The sequence below is a fragment of the Chromobacterium sp. IIBBL 290-4 genome, assembly GCF_024207115.1.
Lineage (GTDB): Bacteria > Pseudomonadota > Gammaproteobacteria > Burkholderiales > Chromobacteriaceae > Chromobacterium.
This window is the reverse complement of sequence record NZ_CP100128.1, coordinates 3,956,740-3,975,712: the sequence shown is the minus strand read 5'-3', so window position 1 is coordinate 3,975,712 and position 18,973 is coordinate 3,956,740. Positions and strand designations below refer to the sequence as shown.

Sequence of the window (18,973 nt, the reverse complement as noted above, 5' to 3'; positions counted from 1 at the left end):
CGCCGCTGAAAATCCATTAAGCGAGGCGCGCCGAAGCAGGCCGTGCGGCCGATCAGCGCAAACCGGCATCAGTTTTGTCGGCGGCGTGTGGCTGCTTGGCTGTTCACTGTTGAGGCGCGTCTTCCGGCGCCGTCGGATTTCGCCGCATTTCCGCTTGCAGCCACGCAGCCATGGCCGGGCCGCTCAAGGCCTCCTCCCGGCTTTGCATCAGGTTGGCGGCGCGATTCAGCCATTGCTCCGGAAGGTTGTCGCAGGCCGCCTTGAGTCCGGCATGCTCCGCCGTTTTTTCCAGCAATTGCTGTCGAACATGTTCGCAAGCGTTTTTCTGCAGCGCGGAATCCTCTTTCGCCTCGGACAGCTGCTGCTGCAGCATATCCAGCTTGGCTTGCAGGCCGCCGTTTTCCCTTTCCCGCTCCAGCAGGCGCTCGCGCCACAGGTTTTCCACCTTGGCGGCATCCTGTCTGGTTTGCAGCAAGTCGGCGTCGCGCTTTTGCAACTGAGCCGCCATGTCTTTGCGTTCGTCCTCGACTTGCTGATAGAGACGGACGCGCAAGCCCTCCAGACGCTCATATGCCAGGGCCTCGCGCCGCGAGGCCTCTTCTTGCGCCGCCTGCACCCGCTCCAGCGATTTTTCCTCCAGCTCCGCCTGGCGCGCCTCGGCATCCTTGCGTTGCGCAGTCAGCTCATCGCGCAGGCGCTCATTCTCTGTCTGCAGGGTTTCGCATTGCCGCAAGCGCTCTTGTCCATGCGCCCGCTCCTGATTCAGCAAGCTTTCCAATTCAATCTGCCGGGCTGTCCGCAGCTCAAGCTCATGCCGAAGAGACTGCAGCTCGGCTTCGCGCCCTTCGCGGCTTGCCTGTTCGTCCTGTAGTTGCTGCCGCAAATCCGTGCGTTCGGACTCCACCTCCTGCCGCAATGATTCCAGTTGCTGTTCAGCGCCGTCACAAGCCTTTTGCCACAGCTGTTCAAACGCCTCTGCTACGCCGGACGGCCAATCGGGGCGTCGAGCCGATACCGACACGCGCGACAGAAATTCCTGCCGCCATTCTTTCAGGGTGTTGTTGATCGTGGTGTTGGAGCCGCTGCCCAGCCGGGCTCTGACATCCACCACGGTGGGCCACACGCCTTCCGCCACCAATTCAAAAGCCGCCTGGCGGATGCGGGCGTAAATATCCGCTGCCATATGCCCTCCCCGGGCTTGGTATTTTCTCCTGGAATGATATCACATCGACAAATGTAAATATATTACGTATTACATTAAATAAATTTCAATATGTTTGTTATTTTTCCGATAATTATACTTATCGGAAGTTTTAACAGAAAATGCCGAAAACCATCCCATTTATTCCCGTGTCACCCCTCTGCCACCCGCCGAGAAAAGCAAAACCCTCCGTCAAGCGCAGGTCGCGCCCGGCAAGAGGGTTCGCAGTTACAGGGAGCATTGCGACAGCTCAAAGCTTGAGGCTTGAGTTACTCGGATGCCAATCCACTGGAAACACATTTAAATCAATATCTTAAATAAAACCCAGCGTGGTATCTCATGCGGAGCGGAGCCTGCGCGCACATTGACAATGCTCTCGCACAGCCCTTCCCTCGCCCAAAACGTCAAGCATTCAAGCAAACCAGGCAGCATGTTTGCCGCCACAAGCCTGCCATTGTCGGAGCGTGAAACAGCTGCATCCAGCAAAGCTTCGCCCGGTGAGGCGGCGATGAATCCAGCCCAACAAGCGGGCCTTGCCCCCGCAAGCTGGCATCAAATCATATTCCTGGCAGACCATATACGCCGGAACAGAACTGCATAGTGGAGCAGGTAATCCGCAATGCGTTCACCGCCATCGGTTTGAGAGCTTGGCGCACGCCAGCCGTGTCATTGCAGACTGGGTCGGTTTCTATAACTACCGGCGCACCCACCAGGCCTTAGTGCTGGGTCATTACATTGTTGGCGCTGAAGGTCTGCGCTCACTTCGGCAGGAATGAGGAGCCGGGTTCCGAACTCTTGGTCTTGTCCTGCGTCAGCCCGCCTAAAACGATCAATATTTTTCATGGTGGCGCAGCACTCTGCCCCTCCTTGCTCATTTGCAAGTTTTATAACCGCGCGTATCCAGCTGCGGCAAAGTTAAGGCCAGATCAACAAGACGATAAGCATCACAAAGGCATTGTGAAGGGCGTGCGCGCTGAATGTTGCCAAAAAGGCATCGGTCTCTGTTCCCGCTTGGGCTCTATCTTCAAACAGCCACATTAAGCCAATGCCGCAAAATAGAGCATTCAGCGCTCTAACCCCGCTCCATGAATCAAGATGGCATAGAGTGAATGGAATGGTGTAGACAAGGATGCGCGGCCATTTTTTCAAGCTGAATTTATTGGTTAGCCGGTAAGGAGTCAGCTGAAACAATAGCGTTTCAAGCAAGGGAGCCAGCAGCGCTTCGATAAGTAAGATGGAGCCTGCGCTGCGATCCATCATCCATGCCGAGGTTCCTGGGATATACCATCCCCATTTTATCGCCGTGGCGAGAAGGATGATGGAGCCTGCGCTGAGAATGGTTGCGGCGATAAAAACAAGAGACCAGCTATTCCGGTAGAAAAGTCCAGAATGGCTGAAAAGGAAGCGGTGGGTCATGATGCCTTGATGGGTGCGATTGCCGATTTACTGCTATCAGATAGCCTTGCGGCAAGAAAGCTTGCCGCAAGGCTATTGATTAGGAGCGGTATCCTTTTGAATAACCATCAGCAAAGCCGGAAACCGCATCGCCGATTGCATCCACGCCTGCCGCTATGGTGGCGACCATTCCCAAGTAGCCTATCCAGCCACCGCCAGAGATTTCTTCCAAAAATTGTGATTCCAAATCCATCATCAAAATTTCTTGCATGACATGTCCTCAGTAGGGGGCGAAATCATTATCCGGCAACATCGAGTCGCCGCTATGGCCCGCGAGGGCGCCTATTACCAATCCAGCCAAATGAAAAGCGTTGTGCCACAAACCTGCGCCATTGACTTCTTCAGTTTCGAAAATATTAAGCTCTTGCATAAAAACCTCTAAGTGTTTATTCGTTTGCCCTGCGCGTTCATAGTATTTTCTGGCAGCAAAAATGTAAATGAATTGTTAATAACGAATATTGCATAGTCAATAATAAAATATGCAAAGGCATGATTGAAAAGAGATATTTCAATACGGAATTGTCAATCCTGATGCCGGGGCTTGACGTTTGCTTCAGCAGTCAATGGCCAGATTGACGATTTGAGGCGCGGCAATGATAGTTGGCGTTCTTGCGCATGCCGCAGCTCACCTCTCTCCTGCTTGCTGCCATCGCGTCAGTCGCGGCACTTGGCGCACTGCTCCTGTTGCACTAGAGCAACAGCACCACGATTTTTTCATGGCATTCATCAATTAAACTCATGGCATTGAGTGGATGCTCTATAGTTCCGGCCCTTGTACATTTTGTTACGGTTGTTAATTTATATGAAGATGTCTGGCGGAAAAATAGTCTCCATCTGGCTGGCGGCTTTACTGGCGGGGTGCGGTGGCGGTGGTGGCGGCGGCGACAAGGGGGCGGAGAATTCGCCCGCACCCTCCTCTGGGTCGCAAGCGCAGCACTCGGCTCAACCCTCTGCGACTGCACAAGAAGCGGCGGGCACCATGGAGATTCTGCAGCTGGATTGCGGCGGCGGTCGTTGCGTGCTGCCGGCCTCTGCCCGCATCGCTCTGGACGGTTCGCAATATCACTATCGAAATGACAGCGGTCGGCCGCAGGTTGTGGAGGTGTCCGGCATGTCGAGCAATGCCGGCGGCTGGGGCGCAGTCTTGGTTTCGATTCCGGAGCTTCAGGGGTCTCGGCAGGCTGCGCCGGCTGCGGGAAGCCTTCAGGAAAAAGCGGCTTGCGGATCATTCCCCGATGGACCATGCCCGACGAATGAGGATATCGCCCCTGGCTCTTTGGCCTTGGGAGCTGTTCGGAATTGGTACAACCATGGCATCGACCAAAATGTGAGCGCGGTGCTAGAGGCGCTTGCGCCTCTGCCTGGCGGCGGCGCTGCATATGTGTGGCGCGACGAGCGTGTCGCGATGACGCGCGAACAGGCGGCGTATGTTGCTGCGCGGTTCGCTGAGTCGGTTTACCCCATCGAAACTAGTCTGCTTGGCCGCCCCTGGGGGGATGTGAATCCGCGATCCTGGATCTATAGAATCCACCCGGAAACCAAGGATGTCCATATCCTGACATCCAAGGCCGGCGGCAGCGAAGGAATGATTCATCCGCGGGACAGAATGCTGAAAACAGTGTTCTCCAATGGCATCAAGCACACGGCGAACGAACGTCAACTGATTCTGCTATCCGACACCCTTTTTCAAACGACAAACGGATTGATCTGGCAGGATTCCGGCAAGGCTGGCAGCATGCTGCATACCTTGTCGCACGAATTCAGCCACCTGATTTTCGGTTTCAGAAAACGAGAAATTCCGCAGGATCCAATCAGTTCGTTGGTATGGGAAAACGAGTTCTTTGCTCAAACCGCCGCGCATGTGGCGGTATCGTCGGACTATCCCGGCGTCGGCGGCGATGCCAAGCCCTTGCATCCCGACTTTGCCGGCCTCCCGTTTCATAAGCTGTTTATGGAGTGCGCCTATCAAGACTGGGGCGTGGCCGGGAAAAATGTCAGTTGCTACACCCAAACCATCGCGCTGGGCGCCTTTCTCCTGCATCAATACGGGCCCAATCTGCTGCGCGATTGGCTGCAAAGCCGGCATAGCGGCGTTTACGCTCTGGATGAGGCGATCCGCAATAACGGCGGCAAGGATTTTCTCGATGCTAAGACGCGCTTTGCCAGCACCATGTTGATGGCGTCGCGCTTTGAAGCGCCGGCTGGATATGGTTTCCCCGCCGTGGAGGTCAAGCTGGCTTCCGGCGATACCAACCCCGCCGCTCTGAGCTTCTCCCTGCCGGCATTGGATATGCGCAAAGCCGGCAAACCATGGTTCTGGTCCTGGAAGCAAGATGGGAGCATGGATATTGGCCAGCACATATTCACGCCATATGACGAGCGCCAAACTTTCCAGGTCCCCGCCAACGGCTCGTTGATTATCCATAAGGGCGCCGTGCCGCAGCCGGCCGCCACATAAGAGCGGCGACAGGGCGAGAGCCGACGACGCGCCACTGGCCCTGCCATGCCGATCTCTTCCGGCGAGATCGGCCGCAACCCGGCTCCCCCTCGCCGCTGGCGAGGGGCGTCGATGGATCCCGATGCCCGAAGTTGAGAGGCATGCGCAAACTTGCTGGCAAGCCAAAAGATGGCTCGATTAGTTCGACAGCCCCAGCAATAGCGCCGGCGCTTGGCGCCAGCGCGGATCCGGCCGCAAAGCATCTTCCTGCCAGCAGGCGTGTGTGAGCTTGATGATGTGGTCATTCCATTGCGCCAGCGCCCTGCGCTTTAACTCATTCCAATCGGGCAGCGGTTCGGGAAGCGGCCGTCCGTGCGGTTTCAGTCCGCAGGAGATCAACGCCAACAGCGCGGCGCGCGTCAAGGCGCTTTGCATCGCTGCGGTATCGGGTATAAACGCGGCCAATACCCGCAGCGCTCTCAGCGCGGTAATCATGTGCAGCACGGTGAAATTGCGGGTGTCCAGATACAGATTCAGCGCCAGTTCCAGCAGTTGCTCGCGCCGCTCAGCCAGGCTGGGCGCAAAGGCTGGCGCATCGCCCAGCTGTCGGTAGGCCAGGCTGCCCGTTGCGGCTGTCATGCGCTGCTGGATCAGGTGAAGATCGCTATGAAAGTCCGCCAGTCTCGATCGCGCTTCGCGCCGCCACGCGGCCCATGTCAGCCGCTCGACAGGCGCTTCCGGCGCGGCTGGTTCGGTCCACTCGCAAGCCCAGGCCGCCAGCGCCGCCGCCATCTCAGCCTCGCAGCCGGATTCATAGGCATGCGCCGTGCGGATCAGGCCGTGAAAAGCATGCGCGATCAAACCTGGCGCCAAAATGGGCAAGACCGCTTGCAGAGTCTCATCCCAGCCCTGTTTGGCCAGCATGCTCTCAAAATGAATGCGCAAATCTGAATAGGCTTCGCGTTCGCCCAGTCCATCTTGCCAGTTTGGCAGCATATGGCCTGCTGGTTCTGGCAGCTCAAGCTCCGGACTGTCCAGTTTAATTTGCGCTTGCAGCCGGTCTGCGTCGGCGCCCAGCTCCCAGGCGGCGTGCAAGACCATGGGCAGATGGTTGGCCAGGCCTCCTCCATATTCCGGCCCCCAGGCAGCGGCCTGGTTGAGACTGCGACGCAAGGTCTCGCGGCTGGCGAGCGGGTTGGCGGCGATTTCGATCATGACGAGCTTCTCCTTTGGTTTTGGCGTCGATGGATAGGCGCCTTGCCCGCATGATCAAAGTTAAAGTTAACTTTAAGTCAAGCGGCGCGGAGCATGGCCGGGGCCGTCTTGAACGCATGGGCAAAAAAATCGCCGGCGGCGGGAGGGCCCGTGCCGGCGATTTTGTTGAGGCGGGGCGCGTCAGTGCCCGCTTTGATGCCCTGTCACGGTCATCGCCTCGCCGCGCCGCTCATGGCTGAAACGGATCAAAATGGCGATGGCCAAAGCGACCACGCCAGCCACGATGGCCATCGCCAAGCCGTAGTCGCCGCCAAAGGATTTGGCCATATGCGCTTGCATGGGGCTGTTGACCGAGGCCAATAGATTGCCCAATTGATAAACCAGGCCGGGAAATGTGGCCCGCACCGCTGTCGGAGAGATTTCGTTGAGATGCGCGGGAATCACGCCCCATGCGCCTTGCACCGATATCTGCATCAGAAACGCGCCGATGGCCAACATCAGCGGCGTGGTGGAAAACGCCCACAGCGGCAGTACCGGCAGCGCGATCAGGGCCGCCAGCGTGATGGCGTTGCGGCGGCCTATTTTCTCCGACAGGCTGCCCAGCGCCAGGCCGCCGATGATCGCGCCGACATTCAGGCAGATGGCGATCATTTGCACGGTATGCGGATCAAACTTGTGCTGCACTCGCAGGAAGGTGGGGTACATGTCCTGGGTGCCGTGCGAGAAGAAGTTGAAGCAAGTCATCAATAAGATGGCGTAAAGCGACAAGCGCCATTGCGCGGCGATAGATTGCCACAGGCCAGGCTTGTCATGATGCCTGGCCGCTTCCCAGCTGGGGCTTTCCGGCACATTGCGGCGGATATACAGCGTCAGCAGCGCCGGCAGCAAGCTCAACATGAACATGCCGCGCCAGCCGATATGTTCGAACAACTGGCCGAAAGCCAGCGTCGCCAGCAGGTAGCCGCTGGGATAGCCAGCCTGCAGCAGGCCGGAAACAAAGCCGCGCGACTCCTTGGGAATGCTTTCCATGGTGAGCGAGGACCCCACGCCCCACTCCCCGCCCATGGCCACGCCAAACAGCGTGCGCAGCACCAGCAGCACGGCCAGATTGGGCGCGAAGGCGGAAGAAAAGCCCAGCGCGGAATACAGTACGATATTGGCCATCAGTATTGGGCGGCGGCCAAATCGGTCGGCCAGCCTGCCAAAAATCAAGGCGCCCAGCGGCCGCGCGGCCAGGGTCAGCATGATGGCCCAGCTCACCGACTCGATATCGGCGCCGAATTCGCGCGCCACATCTTTAAGCACGAACACCATCAGGAAAAAATCGAACGCATCCAGCGTCCAGCCTAAATAGCAAGCCAGTACGGTCTGCTTTTGCTGCTTGGTCCAGGCCATGGCCGTCTCCTCTTCGTCTTTATTGGTTTTGACATGCAAAAAACATATTAGACAAAAAGCTCGACCTTGGTTGGGTCGTAAAGAAATGGCAACACATTAAGAGCCGCGGCAGGCGTCGCGCAGGCGCAGGTTTTGCCAGCCGCGCTAAGGCGGCCCGTTCGGGGCGTCGTAACGGCCCGACTGAAAGTCCTTTTCCATTTGCCGGTATTCGCCGCTGGCCCGCAGCTTGGCCAGGCCTTGATTGAACCTTGCCAGCAAGGCCTCCGCGCCGGGATATTTTCGGCTTATCATCAGCCGGTAATCTATCTTGCTGAACACCCGCGGCGACGCGGTGATCGCCGCCTGCTGCTTGGGCGGGAAGTGTTGTCGCAATTCCGCCATTCCCACTGCGCGGATCAAGGGGAAAAAATCGATGCGGCCGATCAGCAGCTGGTGCATGCCGGTTTCCAAATCCTTGGTCATGTAATTGTGGATGCGCCCGGACTCTATCGCCTGTTGCCAGACACCCAGCCGGGAGCCGTTTGGCGTGGCCATGGTCAGGCCGTAGAAGTCCTCCACCTTGTCCGCCTTCATTCTGCGGGTGGCTAGATGGAACACCACCTCTTCGTCCGATACCACCGGGTCGCTGAACAAGGCGAACTGCTGGCGCTCCGGCGTGGTGGACCAAACGACGGAGCCGGCGATGTCGCCGTTGCGCACCATGGCCTCGGCGCGGGCCCAGGGGTAAAAGCGATACGTCACGCGCGCGCCGGCCAGGCGGAAGGCCTCGGTGACGATATCGGACGCATAGCCCCAGTGCGGCAGATTGACCGACAGATATGGCGACCACTCGCCATTGGCCAACTTCACTTCATCTAACTGAGCATCCGCCCTGGCCGGGCCAACCCAACTCATCCAGGCCAAGCAAATCATCCCTATCCCGCGCTTCATGCATTCCTCTCCTTGGTCCTGCCTCTCCAGACTAGCCTGCGGCGTTTTTGCCCGCCAATGCGCAAGCGGAAAAGAAACCAAGCTTTCCATTCGATTCATCGTCTACGGTGAATTATCCGGCGCGCATGCGCCGCACGCGAGGGAGGAAGCAATGAAAATATTCACTTTGTCCGCCGTGCTCAGCTGTTGCCTGCTTGTGGCGGCGTGCGGAGGAGGCGGTTCAGGTTCGGCCGCCGGCTCCAGCAGCAGTTCAGGCAGCGCCTTGTCCGGCACGGTGGCAGTGGGCGCGCCGATGCAGAACGCTACCTTGACGGTGCTGGGCGCCAACGGGCAGTCCGTCTCCACCGGCATCAACAGCGACGGCAGCTACAGCAATCTGAATATCGGCAGCCTGACCGCGCCCTACCGCTTGCAGGCCTGCGGTACGGTCAACGCCATTCAGGTGTGCCACTATGCGGTGGCGCAGGCGGCGGGAACGGCCAATGTCACGCCGCTGACCACCGCCACCCTCACCCTGGCGCTAGGCAACGACCCCGCCTCCATGATGAGCGGCTCGGCCCCCGCGTCCAGCAGCATCGCCAGTAGCCAGCAGTCATTGCAGTCGGCCTTGTCTTCGGTGTTGTCTGCCCTGGGCTTGAGCGCCACGCAGGACTTCACCACGGCCAGTTTCGCGGCCAACCGCACCGGCATGGACAAGCTGCTGGACACCATACGCGTCAGCACCGGGCAAAATGGCAGCGCCAGCTTTGTGCAGCTGGAGGGGCTGGTCGGCGCGGGAAATTTCTATATCGATACCGGCGGGAGTCAAGCCGGCGGACTGGCCGACAGTACTTTGCTGAATGGATTGGCAGTGGATTTGACCGGCATCAGCCAGATATTCAGGGCGCTGAATGCCGCCGTCTCCAGCAGCACCGTATCCGCCTGCACCAGCGCATTCAGTTCGGCCAATATTCTGGATGCTGCGTTCAGTCTCAGCATCAACAACCAGGCCATGACGGCGGCCAATGCGGCCAGCACCATCTGCAACGCCATGTCGCAAAGCAGTTTGCTGGGCGGGACGGTGGCCGACCCCGTTTTGCGCGATTGCGACTTCTCCGGCAGCGACAAATTCTGCACGGTAGGCTTCGATATCTTGAATGGCGGCAATGTTCAAGAAGGCGCGGAGCTGACCATCGTGCTGCGCAATGGCAGCGGCAACTGGCTGCTGCTGGGCAACCGCACGCCGTATGAAATCCATGTCAACGCCTCGGTGCAGCGCAATTTGCGCGTCAATGCCAGCAGCCCGCAGCCCGCCTACACCCGCGCCATCTCCTTCGACATCAGCAGCAGCGCCAATGGCGTCAGCAATGCGGTGCAAGCCGCGCGGGTGTATCAGCGCAATGCCGCCAATACCGGTTGGGATACCCAGCCTATCGTCGCGCTCAGCAATGTCGGCTGCACTTCTCAGCCCAGGCTTACCATCAATGGCTCCAGCTGCGGCGCCACCTGGCTTTCTCTGGACAGTTTCAACAACGCCAGCCTGGCCAATGGCGACGCCATGATTGACGCCTTCTATCGGCGCGGACGGCAGGTCCGGATAGACTTGTACTCTGACCAAGCGGCAACCAGCTTGCTGGCCAGCGTGGTGCAGCGTATAGACGGGGTCCCGCCCAAGTCTGCCCAATTGGCCGGCCTGCCCTGGCTGACGCTGGATGCAAGCAGCCAGAGCGCGCTCGCCAATTACGCCAGCACGCTGGGCGCCAATCTTGCCTTCGCCTGGACCGGCAGCAACGCCATCGTGCCTCATGACGCCTCTTTCTGCGCCGATGCCAGCTGCAGCAACCCCGTGCAGTTGGATTTGAGCGGCAAGCTGGGCAGCGCCGGCAGCAGCAGCTTCAACCTGGGCAGCCTCAGCCTGGCCGTCAGCGACTACAAACAGATCGCGCTCTATGGGCGCGACCGGCAGAATGTGGGGTATGAAAGCAATTACATCAGTTGCACGACCGGCGTAGGCAACTGCCAGTAAGCGCCCTCCCCTCCGCCCGGATGCTTAGGCGTCCGGGCGGCGTTTTTTTGAGCCCGGCGGCGTAGCGAATGGGCAACAGTGCAAATACACAACATATAGGTCTGCTTAAGTTTTCAGCACCCTCTGCTAGTCTCATTGTTTCGACAGGCATTTTTCTGACAGCGACATCAAACGCGAAAACCCATCCAAAAAAAATTCCTTGTCCTAGAGCCAGCAACCACGCGGCTTTCCATCTTTCCACTCAAAGTCAAGACTTGAACTGCGTCACCCTCACCACTAGAATTTGGGCAGATTTAGCGGTGCTGACGGTATATATTGTGTTTACCCACAGCCCGCACACAGCTTTTCAACAGAATTGTCCACAAGCGGACGCGCGCACCAGAAAGCGTGCCGCCGGGCTTTAACTTCTCTTTATCGAGGGATTCATGCAATTGACCACTTTTGAAGGCCAAACCGCCGCAGAACTCGGCCGAGCCGCCGCGCCGCAAGCCGACTTCAGCCTGTACAAGACCATCCGCCGCAACGGCGCGGTGGTGGCGTTCGAGCCCGTCAAAATCTCCATCGCCATGACCAAGGCCTTCCTGGCCGTCATGGGGCAGCAAGGCGCCAACTCGGCCAGCCTGCGCGACAAAGTCGCCCAGCTGACGGAGCAAGTGGTCAATGCGCTGATGCGCCGCAAGCCGGAAGGCGGCGCCATCCATATCGAAGACATCCAGGACCAGGTGGAACTGTCGCTGATGCGCTTCGGCGAGCACGACGTGGCCCGCGCCTACGTGCTGTACCGCGAACAACGCTCGCAAGAGCGCGCCGCCCGCGGCGAAGCGCTGGCCAGCGTGCAGATCAACGTGGTGCGCCACGACGGCCGCAAGCTGCCGCTGGACGTGGCCCGCCTGCGCGCCAGCATCGAAGCCGCCAGCAAGAACCTGGCCAATATCGATGTGGACGCCATCCTGGCCGAAACCCTGAAGAACATCTACGACGGCGTGTCCGAAGAAGAAGTGGGCAAGTCCGCCATCCTGGCCGCCCGCTCCATGATCGAGCAAGACCCGGCCTACGATTACGTGACCGCGCGCCTGCTGCTGGGCAACATCCGCCTGGAAATCCTGGGCGAAGCCGTGCCGCAGGACGAAATGGCCAATCAGTACGGCCCATACTTCGTCGATTACATCAAGAAGGGCATCGCCGCCGAACTGCTGGACGAAAAGCTGGCCGAGTTCGACCTGAAAAAGCTGGGCGCCGCGCTGAACGCCGACCGCGACCTGCAATTCGGCTACCTGGGCCTGCAAACCCTGTACGATCGCTACTTCCTGCACGTGGACGGCACCCGCATCGAAATGCCGCAGGCTTTCTACATGCGCGTCGCCATGGGCCTGGCGCTGAACGAAGTGCGCCGCGAAGAGCGCGCCATCGAGTTCTACAACGTGCTGTCCAGCTTCGACTTCATGTCGTCCACTCCGACGCTGTTCAACTCCGGCACCCGCCGCAGCCAGCTGTCCAGCTGCTACCTGACCACCATCGCCGATGACCTGGACGGCATCTACGAAGGCATCAAGGAAAACGCCCTGCTGTCCAAGTTCGCCGGCGGCCTGGGCAATGACTGGACCCCGGTTCGCGCCATGGGCTCGCACATCAAGGGCACCAACGGCAAATCGCAAGGCGTGGTGCCGTTCCTGAAAGTGGTCAACGACACCGCCGTGGCGGTGAACCAGGGCGGCAAGCGCAAGGGCGCCGTCTGCGCCTACCTGGAAACCTGGCACGCCGACATCGAGGAATTCCTCGAGCTGCGCAAGAACACCGGCGACGACCGCCGCCGCACCCACGACATGAACACCGCCAACTGGATTCCGGACCTGTTCATGAAGCGCGTGATGGAAGGCGGCGAGTGGAGCCTGTTCTCCCCGTCCGAGACGCCGGATCTGCACGATATTTACGGCCAAGCCTTCGAAAAAGCCTACACCGCTTACGAAGCCAAGGGCGCGCGCGGCGAGCTGAAGGTATACAAGCGCATCCCGGCCCTGAGCCTGTGGCGCAAGATGCTGACCATGCTGTTTGAAACCGGCCATCCCTGGATCACCTTCAAGGACCCGTGCAACATCCGCAGCCCGCAGCAGCACATGGGCGTGGTTCACAGCTCCAACCTGTGCACCGAAATCACGCTGAACACCAATGACGACGAAATCGCCGTCTGCAACCTGGGCTCCGTCAACCTGGCCAAGCACTTGCTGGCCGATGGCAGCCTGAACCAGGAAAAACTGCAGAACACCGTCCGCATCGCCCTGCGCATGCTGGACAACGTGATCGACATCAACTTCTACCCGGTGCAGAAGGCGCGCAACGCCAACTTGAAGCATCGTCCGGTGGGCATGGGCATCATGGGCTTCCAGGACTGCCTGCACATCAAGCGCGTGCCGTACGCATCGGAAGCCGCGGTGGAGTTTGCCGACGAATCGATGGAAGTGGTGGCTTACTACGCCTACCTGGCTTCCACCGAGCTGGCCGAAGAGCGCGGCCGCTACCCGTCCTACAAGGGCAGCCTGTGGGATCGCAGCATCCTGCCGCACGACAGCATCAACCTGCTGGCGGCCGAGCGCGGCGGCTACCTGGAAGTGGACCGCACCGAGCGCATGGACTGGAACAAGCTGCGCGAGCGCGTCAAACAGTTCGGCATGCGCAACAGCAACTGCCTGGCCATCGCCCCGACTGCGACCATCGCCAACATCATCGGCGTGTCCGCATCCATCGAGCCGACCTACCAGAACCTGTTTGTGAAGTCCAACCTGTCCGGCGAATTCACCGTCACCAACGAGTACCTGGTGCGCGACCTGAAGGCCGCCGGCCTGTGGGATGAAGTGATGGTTGCCGACCTGAAATACTTCGACGGCAGCCTGGGCCAGATCGACCGCATCCCGGCCGAACTGAAAGCCATCTACGCCACCGCTTTCGAAGTGGACCCGCGCTGGCTGGTGGAAGCCGCCTCCCGCCGCCAGAAGTGGCTGGACCAGGCGCAGTCGCTGAACCTGTACATGGCTGGCGCTTCCGGCAAGAAACTGGACGATCTGTACAAGCACGCCTGGGTGAAGGGCCTGAAGACCACCTACTACCTGCGCACCCTGGCCGCCACCAGCGCCGAGAAGTCCACCGGCCGCGGCGGCGAGCTGAACGCCGTATCCAACCAGGTGCAGCAAGCCGCGCCGGCCGCCGTGGACAACACCCCGGCCACCGACGCCAAGTTCTGCAGCATCGACAACCCGGATTGCGAATCCTGCCAATAAGGACTCGCAGGGCGGAGGCTCCCTTGGGGCGTTCCGCCATCGCACGGGCCAGCGGGAGGCGCAAGCCTCCCCATCCCCAAGCCGCTTGGATCCAGGCGGTTTCAGGATGAGCCCAAACCAACCGCAGGGGCGTTCCGCCAGATATCTGGCAAACCGCCCGAACGGGAAGTTTTCACGGCAGCCCCAACAAGCCAAGAGAGCGACGATGAGCCTGGAAGCCTTTTTCAAGCACTACCGCGACAGCTACTCGCAACTGGACTGCCCCGGCGTGACCGCGCACTTCACCGTGCCCTTCACCGCCATCCATCACGGCGACCTCGCCTGCTGGACCGATATGGATTCACTGGTCGATACCACCGAGGCCTTGCTGGCCTGGTATCGCGGCCAAGGGTTTCAGAACGCCAGCCATGTACTGGAAAGCGTGCAGCCGATGGGCGCAGGCGCCGCCAGCGCCGTGGTGGCCTGGACCGTCAAGCGCGACAACGCGCCCGACTGGCGCTACCACACCGGCTACCACCTGAAACAGGTGCAAGGCCATTGGAAGATTTACGGCATCGTGCAATACGACACGGCGCCGGAGCAGCAAACGCTGATCCCGGTTGCGGCGCAAGCCTGAATCGGTCGCGAACCGCCAGGGGCGGCGGCATCCGCCCCACAGTCAAGGCAACACTGGGAGGACAGATGCAGACATTCGAAAACATCGGAATCATCGGCTTTTGCGAAGACAAATCGCACAACCCGGACAAGCAGTTCCTGCTGTTCGACATGTATCTGCAGCTGAGCTGCCCGCCGGCCAGCGAATGGAAAGACTACTTCGCCGAATCGCGCCGCGAAGCCCGCGCCCAGCCATGGCGCAGAGCCTGGGTAGAAGGCGACTGTCTGGTGGTGTATTGCCAGCCGGAAGAATTGCAGCAGGAAATCGAAAACCTGAAGCACGACATCGCCGCCGCCAACCGCCAATACCGCCAGCTGCAAACGCTGCGCGGCAAACGCGGCCGGCAGCTGGAGCAGGAAGAGGCGCAAGAGCGGGTCATCATCCGCCAGCTGGCGCAGCAACTGCGATTCTGAAACCACGGGAGAGCCCATGAGCACCGCAGCGTACTACTACTTGCGCAAGTCCGCGTCCGGCCGCCGCGCCGTCGTCGCCAGCAGTGGCGCTCATGCGCTGATTACCTCCGCCCCGCAGCCGGAAGGCCCGCCGCCGGCGGAGGGCGAAGTGCGCACCGTGGCCGTGACCGCGCTGCAACCCGGCGCCAGCGCCGCCCAGCGTCGCCGCGTCATCGTCAAAACCGCATAAACAGCGGCCGATGCCCGCCCTGCCCTTGCGCAGCCGGCATCGCCGCCATTGAAACCCCAACCGCGCTCCAGCGCGGCAAGCAAAAACAATCAGGAGCACCCATGTTGAATTTCGAAGACACCGTCGACACCTCGTCCGCCGCCAACTCCATGGACGTCCATGGCACCGGCCGCGTCAACGTGGTGGACAAGAAGGTGATCAACGGCACGACCGACGTCAACCAGCTGGTACCGTTCAAGCACAAGTGGGCTTGGGAAAAGTACCTGGCGCAGTGCGCCAACCACTGGATGCCGCAGGAAGTGAACATGCAGCGCGATATCGAACAGTGGAAAACCGGCCAGTTGACCGAAGACGAAATGCGCATCGTCAAGCGCAACCTGGGCTTCTTCGTCACCGCCGACTCGCTGGCCGCCAACAACATCGTGCTGGGCACCTATCGCCAGATCACCAGCCCGGAATGCCGCCAGTTCCTGCTGCGCCAAGCCTTTGACGAAGCCATCCACACCCACGCCTACCAATACATCGTGGAAAGCCTGGGCCTGAACGAAGGCGAAGTGTTCAACGCCTATCACGAGATCAAGTCCATCCGCGACAAGGACGAATTCCTGATCCCGTTCATCGACGTGCTGTGCAACCCGGAATTCAAGACCGGCACCGTGGAAAACGACCAGAAGCTGCTGAAGTCGCTGATCGTGTTCGCCTGCATCATGGAAGGCCTGTTCTTCTACGTTGGCTTCGTGCAGATCCTGGCGCTGGGCCGCCAGAACAAGATGACCGGCGCGGCTGAACAGTACCAGTACATCCTGCGCGACGAGTCCATGCACTGCAACTTCGGCATCGACCTGATCAACACCATCAAACTGGAAAACCCGCTGCTGTGGACCGACAGCTTCAAGGCCGAGATCGTTGAGCTGTTCAAGCAAGCGGTGGAGCTGGAATACGCCTACGCCGAAGACACCATGCCGCGCGGCGTGCTGGGCCTGAACGCCAGCATGTTCAAGGAATACCTGCGCTTCATCGCCAACCGCCGCATGCAGCAGATCGGCCTGGATCAACTGTTCCCGGGCGTGAACAACCCCTTCCCGTGGATGAGCGAGATGATCGACTTGAAGAAGGAGAAGAACTTCTTTGAGACGCGGGTTACGGAATATCAGACTGGCGGGGCGTTGAGCTGGGATTGATTTGACATGCGTCGGGCGACAGATAATTTTTCATTTACGACGCATAATTTTTCATCCGACGACGCATAATTTTTCATCGCGTTGCCAATAATGTCGGAAATCAGAAAGCCTGAAATCCTGTAACCAACGCTTGAAATCTTGCTTTGCGAGAAGCAAAGGCCCTGTAGTTGCAGGGCCTTTGTCGTATCCCGAAGGGGTGGCGGTTCATAAGGTTATGTGTTGAGAAGAACCCCGGCTTCGACTTATCGGCCGAAGTGGCCCTTCAGCCACCGACAGAAGAGTGGCAGCCCTCGTCCCTGAGCTGTCATTTGCCGTCATAACTGGGAAGTGGCTGCTTTGACGTTCGAAGTGGCCCTTGGTTTGGATCGAAGTCATCAGCTTCTCCCTTGATAATTGAATTCAACGGGCAGCTGGTAAGCTCAGTCAAACCGCCCTGTAGATTAGGGGTTGCAATACGGACACAGTTATGACAAGGCGCTTATGAAACATAGCGTTGGGAGTGATCATTCAGATGATCAAGATCAATTGATATACGGACACCAATGACCGTATAAACACTATTATATATCTTAAGCATATGCCTCATAAACAAGAAGCCCTACGCCTAATCGAAGATTGTCTGCAAGAACTAGAGTCCCAGAAAGGCTCAGTTTTATCAGGCATTCAAAAGCTAGCACGTGCAGCTGGAATAATGGAGCGTTTGGACGTAGCTGCCTGGTGTGCAATTCAATTAGGTGACCAGAAGTACACGCGTACATTGCAAGCACTAATTAATCACCTCGTGGATACATCAGTGGACCATGAGTCAAAATCTGCGAAAGAAAAAACAGATCAATTAATAAAGAAGTTGAATGAATTAAAGCTCAATGAAAAATTTCATTATTCCAATGAAGAGCTGAACATCAAAGCCTCAACAGGAGGTGGCGGATATGTGAGCATTGGCTTTGTTGAGGAGCGATACGCCGACCTTATACGCCTTCGCAAAGGCAATGATGGAACACATTACAAAAGCCAATTAAGCAACCACATCAATTATGTTAAAAGAAAAGCCCATTCCCAGGCATCGGAAATATTCAACCAACTCAAATTTTCAGGCACAGTACAGAACTGCTTTGACACACTAAAAACAGCAGCAGACGATAAGTTATTGGATTTAAACCCGGAGCTCGCTGAGCAACTAATGCTCGCATTTAAGGCTGTTGCATCAACCAAGAGTGAAGAATGGTCTCAAGCGCTAACAACATGCCGTCGACTAATCGAAGGACTTGCTGACACACTTTACCCTCCTAGTGATCAGAAGCAAAATGGCCGTGCTCTTGGCCCAACAAACTACGTAAATCGCCTCTGGGCCTTCATGGATAAATCCATCGCATCGAACTCCAACAAAGAATTGGCTAAAACTCACATTGACTTCCTTGGTTCCTGGCTTGAAAAGGTGAATAAAATCTCAAACAAGGGAGTGCATGCAGAAGTAAGTCAAATTGAAGCAACAAAAGCAGTGTTTCACACCTATCTTATCGTTGCCGATATTTTAGAGTGCGCAACAGAACCCCCTCCGAGCAGCGTAAAAAAAAGCATTAATGAGGCAACGTTAGACGAAATTGAAGGCTATGTCCCAATAATGTGTTGCAAGGGACGACCCACTGCCTCCTGCAAGCAGTGGCAAGGCTGCATGGTTTGCTGATAGCGCTCCAGCATCCGTCGCCACCCCAGATAGTTTTCAAGGTATTTGGTGGCAACCCCGTGGAATCGAGCCATCCAAAGCTTCAAGCGGCTATGGTAGGCATTCACATGCTGGATATGGAACGCCCCCTCGCGTACCCGCTGTCCCGTCTTGGCATGCACGACTCGATGGGTAATGCCATGCTGCCTGGCAAAGGTCGAGTACACCGCTGCGCCGTCCGAACACAGGATGGCGTCGCTATCCACCAACGGGGCTAAAGCCGCTTCCACATGAGCGCCATTGAGCTTCTTCAACTTGAAGTCCGCTATATGTCCCTCTCGGTCCTGCACCACCATGATGGGAATCTGATCCGGCCCGGTTCCCCGTGTTTGGCTGACGCCACCCCGCTGGCGCGGCGCGCGGGGGAGGCACCGCTGCCCTTTGAATGATTCCAGAATGAAGGTTTCATCTACTTCGACGATGCCTCGGGCTTGCGCCGCCAGATGGTCTGATGCGCGATGCAAGAAGCGATGCCGCCATAGGAAAGCCGTGTTCTTGCTGATGCCGCATGCACGAGCGGCTGCTCGCACGGTCAAGCCATCCTGCAGTGCTTGGGCGTAGCTCAGCCAGCGATCGGCCTTGCGCAATTTGGCTAATGGACTGCCCGACAAGGCATTGCAGGTCCGGTGGCACTGTTTGCAGCGATAACGCCGCAGGCCTCGGCTCCAGCCCCATAACGCCAACTGGTTGGCCTCGGCCTGGCAGTGTGGGCAAGCCGTCAGGTCAGGCAAGGCGTCCTGAATGGCGTCATGGTGAGTGGGATGTTTAAGCGCAGAAGACAGCAAGCTCCTCTGTTTGAGCGTGAGCTGATCCAGTTGGGCAAGAAAACGCTGAAAACTCTGGGCATCCATGGCGCGACTCC

Annotated in this window: 17 protein-coding genes; 9 read left to right on the top strand and 8 right to left on the bottom strand. The window is 58.5% G+C overall.

The window, feature by feature from the left end; genetic code table 11:
- Positions 1-103: 103 nt before the first annotated feature.
- Positions 104-1,183 carry a DNA-binding protein gene (locus tag NKT35_RS18685; RefSeq protein ID WP_254295845.1) on the bottom strand — a complete coding sequence of 360 codons (1,080 nt, stop codon included), beginning with the start codon at positions 1,181-1,183 and terminating at the stop codon, positions 104-106.
- A gap of 551 nt (positions 1,184-1,734) precedes the next feature.
- On the opposite strand from NKT35_RS18685, the gene NKT35_RS24235 reads away from it, so the two are divergent.
- Positions 1,735-1,977: an integrase core domain-containing protein gene (locus NKT35_RS24235; protein WP_371926379.1), complete on the top strand. Its 243-nt coding sequence runs from the start codon at positions 1,735-1,737 to the stop codon at positions 1,975-1,977.
- A gap of 139 nt (positions 1,978-2,116) precedes the next feature.
- Here NKT35_RS24235 and NKT35_RS18680 read toward each other — a convergent pair whose 3' ends face one another.
- The 3 genes from NKT35_RS18680 to NKT35_RS18670 all read right to left on the bottom strand — a co-directional run bounded on the left by NKT35_RS18680 (position 2,117) and on the right by NKT35_RS18670 (position 3,026).
- Positions 2,117-2,617 carry a CPBP family glutamic-type intramembrane protease gene (locus NKT35_RS18680; protein ID WP_254295843.1) on the bottom strand — a complete coding sequence of 167 codons (501 nt, stop codon included), beginning with the start codon at positions 2,615-2,617 and terminating at the stop codon, positions 2,117-2,119.
- A 79-nt stretch (positions 2,618-2,696) separates the two neighbouring features.
- Positions 2,697-2,867 carry a hypothetical protein gene (locus NKT35_RS18675; protein WP_254295835.1) on the bottom strand — a complete coding sequence of 57 codons (171 nt, stop codon included), beginning with the start codon at positions 2,865-2,867 and terminating at the stop codon, positions 2,697-2,699.
- 9 nt (positions 2,868-2,876) lie between these two features.
- A complete protein-coding gene (locus tag NKT35_RS18670; RefSeq protein WP_254295833.1) occupies positions 2,877-3,026 on the bottom strand; it encodes a hypothetical protein in 150 nt (49 codons plus the stop codon).
- A 609-nt stretch (positions 3,027-3,635) separates the two neighbouring features.
- On the opposite strand from NKT35_RS18670, the gene NKT35_RS18665 reads away from it, so the two are divergent.
- Complete coding sequence (locus tag NKT35_RS18665; protein ID WP_254295831.1) at positions 3,636-5,114, top strand: M30 family metallopeptidase; 1,479 nt, start codon at positions 3,636-3,638, stop codon at positions 5,112-5,114.
- A 177-nt stretch (positions 5,115-5,291) separates the two neighbouring features.
- Here the strand turns inward: NKT35_RS18665 and NKT35_RS18660 are convergent, their stop codons facing one another.
- From NKT35_RS18660 to NKT35_RS18650, 3 genes are all read right to left on the bottom strand, one after another.
- Complete coding sequence (locus tag NKT35_RS18660) at positions 5,292-6,308, bottom strand: questin oxidase family protein (protein ID WP_254295829.1); 1,017 nt, start codon at positions 6,306-6,308, stop codon at positions 5,292-5,294.
- A gap of 180 nt (positions 6,309-6,488) precedes the next feature.
- Positions 6,489-7,703, bottom strand: coding sequence for an MFS transporter (locus NKT35_RS18655; RefSeq protein ID WP_254295827.1), 1,215 nt, complete (start codon positions 7,701-7,703; stop codon positions 6,489-6,491).
- A gap of 144 nt (positions 7,704-7,847) precedes the next feature.
- Entirely contained in the window at positions 7,848-8,633 is a 786-nt protein-coding gene (locus NKT35_RS18650; RefSeq protein ID WP_254295824.1) for a substrate-binding periplasmic protein, read from the bottom strand.
- A gap of 151 nt (positions 8,634-8,784) precedes the next feature.
- Between NKT35_RS18650 and NKT35_RS18645 the strand changes: the two genes are divergently transcribed.
- The 7 genes from NKT35_RS18645 (at position 8,785) to NKT35_RS18615 (ending at position 18,072) form a co-directional block, all read left to right on the top strand.
- Positions 8,785-10,638: a hypothetical protein gene (locus NKT35_RS18645; RefSeq protein ID WP_254295822.1), complete on the top strand. Its 1,854-nt coding sequence runs from the start codon at positions 8,785-8,787 to the stop codon at positions 10,636-10,638.
- Positions 10,639-11,063: 425 nt separating this feature from the next.
- Entirely contained in the window at positions 11,064-13,910 is a 2,847-nt protein-coding gene (locus tag NKT35_RS18640) for a ribonucleoside-diphosphate reductase subunit alpha (protein ID WP_254295820.1), read from the top strand.
- 205 nt (positions 13,911-14,115) lie between these two features.
- A complete protein-coding gene (locus NKT35_RS18635) occupies positions 14,116-14,526 on the top strand; it encodes a DUF6841 family protein (protein ID WP_254295818.1) in 411 nt (136 codons plus the stop codon).
- Positions 14,527-14,591: 65 nt separating this feature from the next.
- Positions 14,592-14,978, top strand: a complete 387-nt coding sequence (locus NKT35_RS18630; protein ID WP_254295816.1) for a hypothetical protein — start codon at positions 14,592-14,594, stop codon at positions 14,976-14,978.
- A gap of 16 nt (positions 14,979-14,994) precedes the next feature.
- Entirely contained in the window at positions 14,995-15,207 is a 213-nt protein-coding gene (locus NKT35_RS18625) for a hypothetical protein (protein WP_254295814.1), read from the top strand.
- Positions 15,208-15,308: 101 nt separating this feature from the next.
- Positions 15,309-16,388, top strand: a complete 1,080-nt coding sequence (locus tag NKT35_RS18620) for a ribonucleotide-diphosphate reductase subunit beta (RefSeq protein WP_254295811.1) — start codon at positions 15,309-15,311, stop codon at positions 16,386-16,388.
- A 691-nt stretch (positions 16,389-17,079) separates the two neighbouring features.
- Positions 17,080-18,072 carry a hypothetical protein gene (locus tag NKT35_RS18615; protein ID WP_254295809.1) on the top strand — a complete coding sequence of 331 codons (993 nt, stop codon included), beginning with the start codon at positions 17,080-17,082 and terminating at the stop codon, positions 18,070-18,072.
- On the opposite strand, the gene NKT35_RS18610 is transcribed toward NKT35_RS18615, so the two are convergent.
- Positions 17,997-18,962, bottom strand: coding sequence for an IS1595 family transposase (locus NKT35_RS18610; protein WP_254293992.1), 966 nt, complete (start codon positions 18,960-18,962; stop codon positions 17,997-17,999). The genes NKT35_RS18615 and NKT35_RS18610 overlap by 76 nt on opposite strands.
- Positions 18,963-18,973: the final 11 nt, after the last annotated feature.